This window comes from Microbacterium sp. 69-7 (genome assembly GCF_001897985.1).
GTDB classification, from domain to species: domain Bacteria; phylum Actinomycetota; class Actinomycetes; order Actinomycetales; family Microbacteriaceae; genus Microbacterium; species Microbacterium laevaniformans.
The window spans coordinates 6,063-19,360 of the sequence record NZ_MKRU01000040.1; the positions used below are offsets into that span (position 1 = coordinate 6,063).

Genomic DNA, 13,298 nt, shown 5'->3' on the forward strand with positions numbered 1-13,298 from the left:
CGGCCCCCACCGCCGGCCCCGCCAGCGGGCGCGACGTCGTGCTCGTGCTCGGCTTCCGCTCGCGGGCGGACGGTCGACTGAACGCCCTGCAGGCATGGCGGACGCGCATCGCGGTGCGCTCGGCACCGCCCGACGCACTCTTCGTCTTCTCCGGCGGCACCGTACGCGGAACCGAACCGGAGGCGGCGGTGATGGCGCGTCACGCGACTGTTCGTCTGGGCGTGCCGCCGGATGCCGTCGCCATCGAGTCGGCGGCCGAGAGCACACGGGAGAACCTGTCGTTCAGCCTGCCGTGGCTGCGGGAGGCCCGCACCATCCGCATCGCCTCGAACACGGCGCACGCCCACCGCGCCCGCGGCTACCTGCGCGAGCTCGATCCGCACCTGTGGGCGCGTCTTCGCCGCACCCGCGACTTCCGCCCGCTCGAGCTCGGCCCCCTGCGACTCGCGCTCACCTTCTACGATTTCGTCGCGGCGCGCTCGGCCGGCCGCGCCGCCGCCATGGCCGTCGCGAACCGAGCGGTCATCGGCGTGCGCGCCGGCGAGGACGCCGTCTCGGGTGCTCAGCGCAGGGGCGCCACCGAGGCGTAGGCGCCGACCCGCTCCGAGACCGGTACGTCGTAGATCCGCGCCGCCTGCGCCGCACTCCACCGGGTCCGTCCGGGATCGCCGCCGGCGACGAACGCGACCGCGTCGGCGTGCACCGCGTCGGCGAGCTGCGGGGGCGGCGCATCGCCCGCCAGCGACGCGATGCCCTCGGCATCCAGACAGTCGAAGAAGAAGGACACGTCGAGGCAGTGCTCCGCGAATCCGAAGCGCCCCGACGGCCACGAGAATCGGTACATCCAGGTGGGCGCCGCACCGCGGCGGTGAGCGCCCGAGCGCGCTCGGGCTCCACATCGCCGAGAGCGGCAGACAGCGACCACACCCGGTGGAACAGGTGTTGTGCCGACGGCATCCCGAGGAGGGTCAGCACCGCACCACCTCCGGCCGACTGGCCGGCGATCGTCACGCGGGCCAGATCGCCCCCGAAGGCGGCGATGTTCTCCTGTACCCACTCCAGCGCCGCGAGCCAGTCGCGCACGCCGCGGTTGGACGGCGCCCCGTCGATGTGACCGAAACCGTCCACGCCGAGGCGGTACGAGATGGTCACGGTCGCGGCGCCGTCGCGCGCGAAGGCACGGCCGTCGTACCAGGGGCTGGCGGGCGAGCCGGAGAAGAAGCCTCCGCCGTGGATCCACACGAGCACCGGAAGCCCGGCGGCTCCCGGGTCGGGCGTGACGACATTGACGTTGAGCGTGCCGTCGTCGGGGATGCTGGGCTCGGGGATGAGGGTGATCCCGGGGTCACCGCGTTGCGCCGTGGCGCCGCTCTCCCACCGGCGGCTCCGCGAACGGGATGCCGAGGAACGCGGCCGAACGGCTCCCGTCCGCCGCCGTCCGCCAGCGACCGCGCACACGTCCGGCGGTGATCAGGATCTCGGGATCGCTCTGCACGGTCGGATCATGGCACGGCCCGATCGGGGCCGGAGTCGATCACGGCACGGGCGGTCGCGGCTCGGCCGTCACGATGCGCGCATGCGGCATGCGCCGGCGCATCACCGCGATGGACTCGGGGTTGTCGTCGACGAGCACGGCGTCTCGCCCCAGTGCGCTGCACACCGCCCCCGTGGTGCCGCTGCCGGCGAACAGATCCAGCACGCGGTCACCGGGTCGGCTGGACGCCTGGACGATCCGACGAAGGATGCCTTCGGGCTTCTGCGTGGGGTAGCCCGTCTTCTCGCGGCCGCTGGTCGGCACGATCGTGTGCCACCACACGTCGGTCGGGAGTTTGCCCCGGGCCGCCTTCTCGGCCGTGACGAGCCCGGGGGCCATGTAAGGCTCTCGGTCGACGGCATCCGAGTCGAACCAGTACCCGCGTGGATCCTTCACGTAGACCAGTATCGTGTCGTGCTTCGTGGGCCACCGGCGGCGGCTCTTGGCGCCGTAGTCGTAGGCCCAGATGAGCTCGTTGAGGAACGACTCCCTGCCGAACAGCGCGTCGAGGAGCACCTTCGCGTAGTGCGCCTCGCGGTAGTCGAGGTGCACGTACAGCGTGCCGTCGTCGGCCAGCAGCCGCCACGCCTCGCGCAGGCGCGGCTCGAGGAACTCCCAGTAGTCGTCGAACCGGTCGTCGTAGCGGCGCAGATCGCCGCGCAGGCGCGCGTAGCTCGTGCCCCGGAAGCCGGTCTTGACCTCGCCGCGCACGCCGCTGCGGTCCGCGGACTCGATCGCCTTGCCTTGCAGACGCCCCGTGTTGAACGGTGGGTCGAGATAGATCAGGGTGAACGCGGCATCCGGCAGAGCATGCGCGACCGCGAGGTTGTCGCCGTGGTGGATCTCGACGGCGCCGGGAACGTCGACGGTGCCGGGTGCCGGTGCGTGGGTCACGGAACGCGGTGCAGCCAGGCGTCGGTGGAGAACTTCTCCTCGACGAGGGCCTCGGCCTCGGCGTATTCCTCTTCGGTGATATGACCGGGCTCGGCGCCGTAGAGCGTGGAGAACGTCTGCATGAATCGCTCGATGATCGCCTCGCGCGGCAGTCCCGTCTGGCTCCGCAGCGGGTCGACGCGCTTGGCCGCAGAGACGGTGCCCTTGTCGCTGAGCTTCTCGCGGCCGATGCGCAGAACCTCGGTCATCACCTGACCGTCCATGTCGTAGGACAGCGTCGCGTGATGCAGCACGCCGCCGTTCGCGAGCCGCTTCTGCGCGGCGCCGCCGATCTTTCCGGCCGGCGAGGCGATGTCGTTGAGCGGCTGGTACACGGCATCCACGCCGAGCGAGCGCAGCGCCTGCAGGGCCCAGTCGTCGAGGAACGCGTAGGAGTCCGCGAAGGTGAGGCCGGCGACGAGCGATGCGGGCACATAGAGCGAGTAGGTGACGATCGAACCGGCGGCCATCAGCATGGCGCCGCCGCCCGAGATGCGCCGCACGACGTCGAATCCGTGCCGTGCCGCGCCGTCGGGGTCGACCTCGTTGCGGTACGACTGGAACGAGCCGATCACGACGGCCGACTCGTTCCACTCCCAGATGCGCAGGGTCGGCTTGCGTCGGCCATCGCCCACGCGCGTCGTGAGCACCTCGTCGAGGGCGAGGTTCATGGCGGGCGAGACCGCCTTCTCGTGCACGACCTCCCACGGGAAATCGCGCCAACCGGGAGCGGTCACGAGCGCCCGGCGCACGGCCGTACCGACCGACTCCGGCGTGAATCCGAGCAGCTGCGCACCCTCGGGCAGGGCCCCGCGGACGGCGGCCGCGATGCCCGCGGCATCCGTCTCCACGGGAAGCCCGGTGACGGCGGCGTCGATGTCGGCGAGGGCGTCATCGGGCTCGAGGAAGAAGTCGCCCGCGAGGTGGAAATCGGCGATGCGTCCGTTGTCGACCTCGAGGTCGACGACCACGAGCTTGCCGCCCGGAACCTTGTACTCCCCGTGCATGACTCCAGCGTACGAGGTCGGGACAGCCCTCCGGCGCACGCCGGAATCACTCCGTCCACCCATATACGCGCCGCACGCTCCACCCGATGATGACGGGGTGCCCCCTCTCTCGGTCCGCCCCGCCCTCTCGCCCCGCCCGGCCCGGCGCGCCGTCGCACCGCTCGCCGCCGTGACCGCCGCCCTGTTCTCGGTGGGGGTGGCCGTGACCCTCGGCGGGGCCCCGGCGGCGGCGAGCTCGTCCGCGGTGCACGTCGTCGCGTCCGTGAGCGGCGCCGCGGGAGGGGTGACGGCGATGACGCTGTCGACATCGGGCGGCGTGGCGTTCGTCGTCGACGGGTCGGATGCCGTCGGCCTGATCGACACCGCGACCAACGCGATGACAGGAGCGACCTCGTCGCCGCCGGCATGGCTCGGCGTGCCGACGGATCTCGCCACAGCTCCCGACGACACCGGCGCCTACGTGGTCACCGACGACGGTTGGGTTTCGCTCGTTCACGGCGACGGCAGCGTCGACGCGGTCAGCGCACTTCTCGGTACCGGTTTCGGGGCGCTGGCGGCGGTTGCGAACGGGCCGAGCATCGTGGTCGTGCCGAGCGCGGTGAGCCCGAGCGCGATCTACCGCGTCAACGTCGGGGCGGGCACCATCAGCCCGATCCCCCTCGGGACCGCGACGCCCTCGACGCTCGGCCGCGTCGCCGTCGGAGCGGGAAACGGCAACGACAACCCGCTCCTGCTCGCAGGCACGGCCGGCGCGGTGGGCGTTCTGTACCTGTTCGACGGCCCGTTCGCCCCCACCGGGCCGACGACGGCGATCACCCTGCCGGCAAGCTCCGGCGCGTACGACGTCGCGCTGTCTCCCGACGGCGCGCAGGCCGCGGTCACCTCCCCCATCGACGGGCTGGTCTTCCTCGTGGACGTCGATCCCACCTCGCCCGGCTTCGGCAGCGTCAGCGCAACGGTGTCCGCCGTGCCCGCGACGCGGGTCGCGTACAGCCCCGACGGATCCGCGCTCTACGTGGTCGGCGCGAACACCGTCACCGTCGTCGACCCGGTCACCGGTACCGCAGAGACGTCGTTCGCCATCGACGAGACGAGCGCGGCGGCGATCGCCGTCTCGCCGTCCGGCGCACGCGTGTGGGTCGCCGACGCGCACGTGCCGGGAGGCATCGCCATGCTCGCGGACCCCGCGGTGACGGCTCCCGCGGCGAATGCGACCGTCGGCGCGATGTTCTCCGCGATGCTCACGGCATCCGGGTTCGACCTGCCGGTGACCTACGCCGCGACGCCGGCCCTGCCGGCCGTTCTGACGCTCGATCCGGCAACCGGCTCGGTCTCGGGCACACCGAGCCTCGAGGGCCCCGCGACGGCCTACACGATCACGGCCTCATCGTCCGACGGGGCGGCGGCGACGACCACGTGGACTATCGCCGTCGGCGCCGCACCGGCCGCGGCCGCGCCCGCGCCCGCGAACGGTGAGAGCGACTCACACCGCCTCGCGGACAGCGGCGGTGCGGTGAACGGCCCCGTCCTCGGCGTCGGAGTGATGCTGCTCGCCGGAGGCGGCGTCCTTCTCACGCGACGCCGCCTCGTGCGGCACACGCGCCGCGACGGCGGCGCGTGAGGTCACATCCAGACGGTCCAGCACGGCGGACACGTGCTTCTCGACGGTACGCTCGCTGAGCCCGAGCCGACTGGCGATCTCGGCATTGCGCAATCCGGCCGCGATCAGCCGGGCGACCTGTGCCTGGCGCGGGCTGAGATGCGCCGCGGCATCCTCGTCGCCGACCGGCGCGAGCAGGGCAGCGAGGTGGACACGCGAGCGCAACCCCAGGACGGCCAGCACCTCGGCGGCGTGGGACTTCACGGTGCCCAGCGACAGAAATCGCAACCTCGCGATCGCGGGGTTGCTGTGCCCTTCCGCCATCAGCGCCGCGATCTCGCGCTCCCGTGAGCTGAGAACGCTGATGTCCCCGACGATCGAGGGATCGTTCGCCGACAGGCGCCGCCAGTCGCGGGCCGCGAGCGCCCTCACCGACTCGATCCCCAACCGATCGGCCTCGGACGCGATGCGGCGCAAGGCTGCGGCAGCGCGGCGGGTGTCGGGGTCGAGACTCGCGTGCAGGTGCCGCCCGCGCAGAGCCTCGATGTCGGAACCCACCGCTTCGTCGAGATGGACCGACGCGACGGCGTGGGCTCTCGCCTCCTCGAGCCGTCCGCGCATCGCCGCGATCGCTCCGCGCGCACGGGTGACCGCGGAGGCTGCGACGAGGTGCGAACTGAGGGCTGTCGCCTCGGCGAGCAACTCCTCTGCGCGCAAGAGATCACCGCGCTGAGCAGCGGCGGTGATGATGATCTCGGACGCGAAGGCGCGATCCCACAGCTTGCAGCGCGCGAGGCCGGGACCGCCGATCGCGGTGAGCAGCGCGGCGGAGGCCTGGAGCTGGCCGAGCGTGCGCATGCCCTAACCGACGTAGAGGCAGGAGCCGACGCTCAGATAGTTCGCGTCGTCGCGCGCACGGGCGAGCACCTCCGCGGCGGCGCGCCCCCGGAACGCGCTGAGCCGCGCTCGCAGAAGCTGGAGGGTCAGCGCGGCGCCGTCGATGCGCGCCGGCGGCGCGCCCGTCGCATCGGGTTCGCCGTCGCCTGTAGGGGCGCTCACCTGCCCCGGCGCGAGCCCGGCACCCTCGATCAGCTGCTCGGCGACGTCGAATTCGGCGACGCTGAGCGCGGCTTCGGCGAGGAGATACCGCGTCAGCAGGTCATCGCGGCGGGCACGCACGCTCGTGCGGCGCGGACCGGAGTCGCCGGGCAGGAGCGCGGGCAGCGTGATCCCCCGTCGAGACGCATTCGCCGTCCCCGCCATCGCGTCGGTCATCAGCACGAGGGCGCCCACCATGCGCGTCAGCTCCGCCGACAGGCCGACGGCCGCATCGGTCGCGCACGCGGCATAGTCCGCGGCGACGTCGAACCGACAGGCGATGACCGCGGCCATCGCGGCAGCGACGGCGAGCCGGGTTCGCGACTCGGCCGCATCGGGGTCGGCGCCCACGGTGTCGAGCATGCCCTGCAGGCGGGACAGATGATCCGCAGCGTCGCCGGAGAAGACGCTCACGAGCGTCGCATCCAGAGCGACCCGAGCCTGCTCACGGTCGCGGTCCGTGCTCCTCGCCACCGCGCGCATTCCTCCGCACTGACCGGCGGTCACGCCGGATTCTGCCGGAATCTTGACACGGGAGCGCGCGCCGCGAAACGGGGAGACCCCACGCGATGCGGAAATCATCCGTTTCCCCCACGCGTCGACGCGCACGAAGATCGCTGCGCGGCGTTATCCCGAGGGCGGGAGGTGCCGGTCGATCCATGCGATCACGTCGGCGATCACCTGGTCGCGGGTCACGTCGTTGAAGACCTCGTGACGGATGTCGGGGTAGACGAGCGTCGTCACGTCGGTCAGCCCGGAGCGCCGTCGGTAGGCCTCGGCGAGGCAATGGATGCTGCGGGGGCCGCCGACCGTGTCGTCGCGGCCGACCATGAGCAGGACGGAGACGTCGCGGGGAAGGTTCTTCGCGGGCTTGCCGATCAGCCGCAGCGTGTCCAGCGGCCCGAAAAGCCTCGCCAGCGGTTCCGAGGTGGTCAGCGGGTCGTCGAGGAATGCGCGGCCGACCGAGAGGTCGGAGGACAGCCACTCTGAGCCCATCGCTTCGGGCCCCGCCCACGGCGCGTTGAGGTCACCCGAGTTCAGGGATCCCGGCCAGCGCAGCGCCGAGCCGGTGAGGACGAGCGCGTCGTAGTCCCGCGGATGCCGGTCGAGCAGCATCTGCGCGAGGAACGAGCCCCACGAATGCCCGATGAGGATGAGGGGCAGCTCGGGGTGGTCGGCGCGGATGATGCCGCTCAGCTGTGCGCAGGCCGCGACGGCAGCCCTCAGCCCACCGGGGCCGAGTCGACCGAGCCGGCTCGCATCACCGCCGTGCTGCTCCAGGCCGGTGCGCCCGTGTCCGCGGTGATCGTCGGCGTAGACGAGGAATCCTGCGGCTGTGAGGGCCTCGGCGACGTGCGTGTAGCGGCCGGCGTGCTCCCCGACGCCGTGGAGGATCTGCACGGCGCCGCGCACGGGCGGGGCGCCGCCGTCGGGCTCGTAGAGGTCGTAGACGATGCGGATGCCGTGAGGATCGATGAAGGAACGTTCCTCGCGCCGCGCTGCTGCCATGGCCCGAGTCTAGGACCGGTGGTTGGCATTCCGGATATTGCTAGATAAGCTAGCCATTCATGAAGGACGTCACGTCACGCCGCTGGATCGGTCTGGTCTTCATCAGCCTCGCGGTCGCGCTCATCATCGTCGACTCGACCATCGTCAACGTCGCGATTCCGGCGATCGTGGACGACCTGGGCATCACCTCCACCCAGGTGCAGTGGGTGCAGGAGGCATACACCCTCGTCTTCGCCTCGCTGCTGCTGCTGTTCGGGTCGTTGGCCGACCGCATCGGACGGCGACGGCTGCTGCTGATCGGCGGCGCCCTGTTCGCGGGCGCATCGGTGCTGGCCTCGTTCGCACCGACGGGCGACCTGCTGATCCTCGCGCGTCTCATCCAGGGCGTGGGCGGTGCCATGATGCTGCCGAGCACGCTGTCGCTGCTGAACGCGACCTTCCAGGGTCGCGAGCGCGGCATCGCCTTCGCCGTCTGGGGATCGACGATCGGCGGCATGGCGGCCGTCGGCCCCCTGCTCGGCGGCTGGCTGACCACCTCGTTCTCGTGGCGCTGGGCTTTCGGCATCAACATCCCGCTCGGTGTCATCATCGCGATCGGAGTGCTGTGGGCGGTGGGCGAGTCGCGCGCCAAGAACGCTCCCGTGATCGACGCGATCGGCGCCGTCCTGTCTGTCATCCTCTTCGGCGCCCTCGTCTTCGGCCTGATCGAAGGCCGCACCCTCGGATGGTGGGAGCTCAACGACCCCTTCACCATCGGCGGCTGGAGCTGGCCGTTCTCCGTCTCGCCCGTGCCGGTGGCCTTCGCGATGGCGCTGCTCGCGGCCATGGGCTTCGTGACGTGGTCGCGGCACCAGGCACATCGAGGACGTCCGACCCTGCTCGATCCCCGCCTCTTCTCCATCGCGACCTTCCGCAGCGGCAACATCGCCGCCCTCGTCGTCGCACTCGGCGAATTCGGAATCATCCTGTCCCTGCCGCTCTGGCTGCAGTTCGCGCTCGGATTCGACGCCCTGCAGACCGGCCTCATCCTCATCGCGCTGGCCGCGGGCTCGTTCGTGGCCAGCGGGTTCGCGGGCGCATCCAGCGGCAAGATCAGCGCCGTGCTCATCGTCCGCGCCGGCCTCGTCGCCGAGATCGTGGGCGTGGTCGCAGCGGGCCTGGTCGTCGGCTGGGATGCCGGGACGCAGTCGGCCTGGCTCTGGCTGCTGCCCGCCCTGTTCGTCTACGGCTTCGGCGTGGGCCTCGCGACGGCGCAGCTGACGGGGGTCCTCCTGCAGGACGTGCCGGTCGAGCTGTCCGGGCAGGGGTCGGGGACGCAGTCGACGGCCCGTCAGGTCGGATCGGCGCTGGGCATCGCGATCCTCGGAACCGTGCTGTTCACCGGCACCGCCGGCATCCTGTCGTCATCCCTCGACGATCGCGGACTGCCGGCACAGGAGCGCGATCAGATCGTGTCGGCGGTGGTCGACAGCTCGGGCGGGGCCATCGCCGTCCTCGCTGCGAACCCGGCGACCGCGCCGATCGCCGCCGACGCGAAGGCGGCGTTCTCCGACGCGACACGGCTGTCGGCGTTCACCGCCGGAGGCTTCCTCGTGGTGGGACTGCTCGCGACGATTCCGCTGGGCCGCGAGCGGCGGCGCGACGAGACCGACGCGGCGCAGCCGTCCGTGCAGAGCTGAGGATCGGCGGCGACAGCCGCATCCCCGATACTTAGCATGACTAATGAGCTATGCTAAGTATCAGCATGAGCCCCGAGACGCCCGCCCCCGCCGCACCCGACCTCTCCGCACCCGCCGCCGAACTGCGCATGGCGACCTTCCGTCTGGCGCGACGACTTCGCTCCCAGCGGGCGGTCGACACCATGAGCGACGCGCAGTTCGCCGTGCTGGCCGCTCTGTCGGTGCACGGGCAGCACACCCTCGGCGAACTCGCCGACCGGGAGCGCGTGTCGGCGCCGTCGATGAACCGCACGGTGAACGGCCTGGAGGAATCGGGCTACCTCACGCGCACGACCGACGCCGACGACCGCCGCAAGGTCAACATCGCGCTCACCGACGCGGGTCGCGCGGTCGTGGAGGAGACCGTCCGGCGCCGCGACTCGTGGCTCGAAGACGCCCTGGCCGCATTGACGGCGTCGCAGCGCGAGCTGCTGCGCTCCGCCGCCGAGCTGATGCGGGAGGTGGCAGCCCGATGAGTTCGCCCACCCGCGCGTCGAATGCGATGTTCCGCTCTTTCTCGGTCTTCAACTACCGCGTCTGGTTCATCGGCGCACTGGTGTCCAACATCGGCGCGTGGATGCAGGCCACGGCGCTCAGCTGGGTCGTGCTCACGCAGCTCACGCACAACGACGCGGGGGCGATGGGCGTGACGATGGCGTTGCAGTTCGCGCCTCCCCTGCTGCTGGTGAGCGTGACGGGCTGGGTCGCCGACCGCTTCGAACGGCGACGGCTGCTGATGGTGACGCAGAGCTCGCTTCTCGTGCTCGGGGCGACCATCGGCATCCTGATCCTCAGCGGCGTCATGACGCTTCCCCTCATGTACGTCTTCGCCTTCGCGCTGGGTCTCGTGGCGGCGTTCGACAACCCGACGCGCCAGGCGTTCGTGTCGGATCTCGTCGACCGCGAGAACGCCTCGAACGCGGTGGCACTGAACGCGGCATCCTTCAACGGCGCCCGGATGATCGGGCCCGCCGCCGCCGGCGTCGTGATCGTCGCGGTCGGCACCGGCTGGGTGTTCCTGATCAACGCGGTGACGTTCCTCGCGATGATCGTGGCTCTGCGGCTGATCCGCTCCGAGGAACTCGTGCCGCGCATCACGGCGCCCGGGGCATCGCGTCTGGCCGACGGCTTCCGCTACGTCGGCAGCCGCCCCGACCTCATGGTGACGTTCGTGATGGTGTTCCTGCTCGGCGCGTTCGGCATGAACTTCCCGATCTTCGCCTCGACGATGGCCCTGGAGTTCGGACGGGATGCCGACGGCTACGGGCTGCTGAGCTCGATCCTGGCCATCGGCTCACTCGCCGGGGCCCTGTTGGCCGCCCGGCGGGATCGTGCGCGGATGCGTCTCGTGATCGTGGGCACCGGCATGTTCGCGGTCGCGGGAACGGTCTCGGCGTTCATGCCGGACTACTGGCTGTACGCCATCACGCTGATGTTCACCGGGTTCTCGGTCGTCACGACGCTCACGACGGCGAACGGCTACGTGCAGACGACGACCGATCCGGCGCTGCGCGGGCGCGTGCTCGCCCTGTACATGGCGATCCTCATGGGCGGAACGCCGATCGGCGCGCCCATCGTGGGCTGGGTGGCCGCGGAGTACGGGGCGCGTGCCGCCATCCTGCTGGGGGCCGCGGCGGCATTCGTCGCCTTCGCCGGCGGCTTCGGATGGCTGCTGTGGTCGGGGCGCCTGCACCGTCACGAGTCGCGCCGCTTCGCCCTCTCGCTGGACGAGACCCGGCCCCTGTCGATCGTGACCCCGGAGGAGTTCAGCGACGAGGTGGCGGGAACGACGCCGATCTCGCTGCCCGATCCGACACGGCGGTAGCACCACCACGAATCGGCCTCTGCCGCCACCCATCATGCATCGCACCCCGTCGCGGATCACGACGTGTGCGAAATGTCCATTGCAGTATTCGAATCTTTGTTCTATTATCGAAGGAGAGAAGCCCCGCGTATCCCCCCGATCCTGATGCGGGTTCTGCGCTCCGGCCTGTCCGGAGCGAGGGGATGATGCACGTGAGCGCGCAGCGGGAAGACGTGGCCGACATCGGCCGCATGCTCGATACGCCGTGGCCGGCGCTGGACCGGCTGGTCGCCGATGTGGTGGATGCGCGGCGGCGGATAGCCGAAGTCCAGGCCGAGGAAGCTCGACTTCTCGCCGACGCGGTCGGACTGGTCGCGGATCGGACCGCGTTGCTGCGACAAGAAGCTCAGCAGCGGGGCAGCTCACCCCTCCGGTCGAGCGACGCGGACCTGCCGCTTCGGGAAGTGGCGCTGGAGTTGGGCATGGCGATGCGCGCCTCAGACCGGGGCGTGCAGCGACGGATGTCCGAGGCGTATCTGCTGACCACGCTGTTTCCTCGCACCCACGCGTCATGGGCCGACGGCGAGATCGACGCAAGCCATGCCTGGGCCATCGCGCGAGCGGGCGCGGTGCTGCGGACGAGCGAGGATCGCGCCCGCTTCGAAACCCTCGCGCTCGAGGCGGCACGGACGGAATCTCCCTCGCGAATGACCCAGGCGGCGAAAGCCATCGCGGCGACCATCGACCCGGCGGCGTTCGACGACGCCGTGCACCGGGCAACGGACGAGCGATCCGTGCGCCTGTTCGACCTCGACGACGGCATGGCTAGACTCATCGCCGATCTGCCCGCGCCGATCGCGTACGCGATCTACGACTCGCTCACGACACGCGCTCGGACGATCGTCGACCGGACCGACACCGACACCGACACCGACACTTCCAAGGATGCGTGCGGCGAGCCCCGGCGAGCCCGAGGCGACGATGCCGACACCGTCGTCACCAGCCGATCCGCCGACGCGGAGCGCCGCACCCTCGCGCAGGTCCGCGCCGACGTCTTCGGCGACCTCCTGCTGACCGCAGCACCATCGACGACGGCCACCGGTGCGGGCCTGGACGCCATCCGCGCCCGCATCCAGGTGACGGTCCCCGCATTGACCCTCGCCGGAGACCCGGCGGGCGGACCTGCCATGCTCGCAGGTCACGGCCCCATCGACCCGGCGATCGCCCGCCGACTCGCGGGACTGGCGCCCGGCTGGGATCGTGTGTTCACCGATCCGCACACCGGTATCCCGGTCGCCGTCGACCGCTATCGCCCCAGCGCGGAACTCTCCCGCTACCTCGCCGCGCGCGACGAACGGTGCCGCGCGCCCGGTTGCACCCGGCCGGCCCACGGATGCGACCGCGACCATACGACCGCAGCGGCAGACGGCGGCGCGACCGCCCACGAGAACCTGGCGCACCTCTGCCGACGCCACCACACGATGAAACATCACACCGCCTGGCGTGTGCGCCATCTCGGTGGCGGAACACTCGAGTGGACCGGCCCCACGGGGCGCCGCTACACCGACCGGCCACCGTCACTGGTGAGGTTCGTTCCCGCGACCGAGGATCCGCCCCCGTTCTGAGCGAGGTGGGCACAGGTCAGCGAGCAGTCGACGCTCCTGCGACGACCCGCACCACGGCGAGCGCACACGCGTCGTGGGTCAGACGCGACGGGCCCGCGAGCGACTCCGACACGACGTCGTCCCAGGGTGCACCCGGAGTGCACGCTGCTCGGGCCGACGTCCAGCCGTCGCGGAAGGGACCCCGCTTCACGACGTGGCAGCCGGGCCGGAACCCTCGCCGCTCGCGAGGGATTCGGCGGCGCGCGCGTCGAGCAGCTGCTCGAGCGCGTCGAGGTCGTACCCCCGCACGTAGCCGCGGAAGAACTCTGCCAGGGCGTCGGCCGGCAACGTCCTGATCCAGGCACGCGCAGCGGGCGTGATCGACGGAGAGCTCGAACAGCTGCGAGACCTGGCGGATTCAACCGGTGGTCGCAACGAGTTCTGTGAACTTCTCCGATGGTGTCAGATAGCCGAGCGTTTTGCGTGGTCGT

At 71.1% G+C, this 13,298-nt stretch carries 13 protein-coding genes and 2 pseudogenes; 6 read left to right on the forward strand and 9 right to left on the reverse strand.

Annotated features, from left to right (window positions below; translation table 11 throughout):
• Positions 1 to 590: YdcF family protein (locus BGN98_RS03910; RefSeq protein WP_288119693.1), on the forward strand; the 590-nt coding region annotated here is incomplete at its 5' end.
• Here the strand turns inward: BGN98_RS03910 and BGN98_RS03915 are convergent.
• The 5 genes and pseudogenes from BGN98_RS03915 to lplAB form a co-directional block, all read right to left on the reverse strand.
• On the reverse strand, positions 563 to 844 hold the full coding sequence (locus BGN98_RS03915) for a hypothetical protein (RefSeq protein WP_288119713.1): 282 nt from the start codon (positions 842 to 844) through the stop codon (positions 563 to 565). The two genes, BGN98_RS03910 and BGN98_RS03915, sit on opposite strands and share 28 nt — an antisense overlap.
• Positions 845 to 963: 119 nt before the next feature.
• Positions 964 to 1,248, reverse strand: a pseudogene (locus BGN98_RS03920) (carboxylesterase family protein); the annotation flags it as partial.
• Positions 1,249 to 1,345: 97 nt separating this feature from the next.
• Positions 1,346 to 1,495 carry a carboxylesterase family protein gene (locus BGN98_RS03925; RefSeq protein WP_288119694.1) on the reverse strand — a complete coding sequence of 50 codons (150 nt, stop codon included), beginning with the start codon at positions 1,493 to 1,495 and terminating at the stop codon, positions 1,346 to 1,348.
• 39 nt (positions 1,496 to 1,534) lie between these two features.
• Positions 1,535 to 2,428 carry a DNA-methyltransferase gene (locus tag BGN98_RS03930; protein ID WP_288119696.1) on the reverse strand — a complete coding sequence of 298 codons (894 nt, stop codon included), beginning with the start codon at positions 2,426 to 2,428 and terminating at the stop codon, positions 1,535 to 1,537.
• A complete protein-coding gene (gene lplAB / locus BGN98_RS03935; protein WP_288119698.1) occupies positions 2,425 to 3,474 on the reverse strand; it encodes a lipoate-protein ligase LplAB in 1,050 nt (349 codons plus the stop codon). Before lplAB ends, BGN98_RS03930 begins: the two co-directional genes overlap by 4 nt.
• Positions 3,475 to 4,645: 1,171 nt before the next feature.
• Between lplAB and BGN98_RS03940 the strand changes: the two are divergent.
• Positions 4,646 to 4,894: pseudogene (locus tag BGN98_RS03940) on the forward strand (putative Ig domain-containing protein); the annotation flags it as partial.
• A 63-nt stretch (positions 4,895 to 4,957) separates the two neighbouring features.
• Here BGN98_RS03940 and BGN98_RS03945 read toward each other — a convergent pair.
• The 3 genes from BGN98_RS03945 to BGN98_RS03955 form a co-directional block, all read right to left on the reverse strand.
• On the reverse strand, positions 4,958 to 5,932 hold the full coding sequence (locus BGN98_RS03945) for a helix-turn-helix domain-containing protein (RefSeq protein ID WP_288119700.1): 975 nt from the start codon (positions 5,930 to 5,932) through the stop codon (positions 4,958 to 4,960).
• A 3-nt stretch (positions 5,933 to 5,935) separates the two neighbouring features.
• Positions 5,936 to 6,646, reverse strand: coding sequence for a hypothetical protein (locus tag BGN98_RS03950; RefSeq protein WP_288119702.1), 711 nt, complete (start codon positions 6,644 to 6,646; stop codon positions 5,936 to 5,938).
• A 153-nt stretch (positions 6,647 to 6,799) separates the two neighbouring features.
• Positions 6,800 to 7,681, reverse strand: a complete 882-nt coding sequence (locus BGN98_RS03955) for an alpha/beta fold hydrolase (RefSeq protein WP_288119704.1) — start codon at positions 7,679 to 7,681, stop codon at positions 6,800 to 6,802.
• Between the two features lie 59 nt (positions 7,682 to 7,740).
• On the opposite strand from BGN98_RS03955, the gene BGN98_RS03960 reads away from it, so the two are divergent.
• The 4 genes from BGN98_RS03960 to BGN98_RS03975 all read left to right on the forward strand — a co-directional run bounded on the left by BGN98_RS03960 (position 7,741) and on the right by BGN98_RS03975 (position 12,828).
• Positions 7,741 to 9,360 carry an MFS transporter gene (locus BGN98_RS03960; protein ID WP_288119706.1) on the forward strand — a complete coding sequence of 540 codons (1,620 nt, stop codon included), beginning with the start codon at positions 7,741 to 7,743 and terminating at the stop codon, positions 9,358 to 9,360.
• Between the two features lie 65 nt (positions 9,361 to 9,425).
• A complete protein-coding gene (locus tag BGN98_RS03965) occupies positions 9,426 to 9,875 on the forward strand; it encodes a MarR family winged helix-turn-helix transcriptional regulator (protein WP_288119708.1) in 450 nt (149 codons plus the stop codon).
• Positions 9,872 to 11,224: an MFS transporter gene (locus BGN98_RS03970; RefSeq protein WP_204947806.1), complete on the forward strand. Its 1,353-nt coding sequence runs from the start codon at positions 9,872 to 9,874 to the stop codon at positions 11,222 to 11,224. The genes BGN98_RS03965 and BGN98_RS03970 overlap by 4 nt, the downstream gene beginning before the upstream one ends.
• Positions 11,225 to 11,409: 185 nt before the next feature.
• On the forward strand, positions 11,410 to 12,828 hold the full coding sequence (locus BGN98_RS03975) for an HNH endonuclease signature motif containing protein (RefSeq protein ID WP_288119712.1): 1,419 nt from the start codon (positions 11,410 to 11,412) through the stop codon (positions 12,826 to 12,828).
• 186 nt (positions 12,829 to 13,014) lie between these two features.
• Here the strand turns inward: BGN98_RS03975 and BGN98_RS03980 are convergent, their stop codons facing one another.
• On the reverse strand, positions 13,015 to 13,155 hold the full coding sequence (locus tag BGN98_RS03980) for a hypothetical protein (RefSeq protein ID WP_197017266.1): 141 nt from the start codon (positions 13,153 to 13,155) through the stop codon (positions 13,015 to 13,017).
• Positions 13,156 to 13,298: the final 143 nt, after the last annotated feature.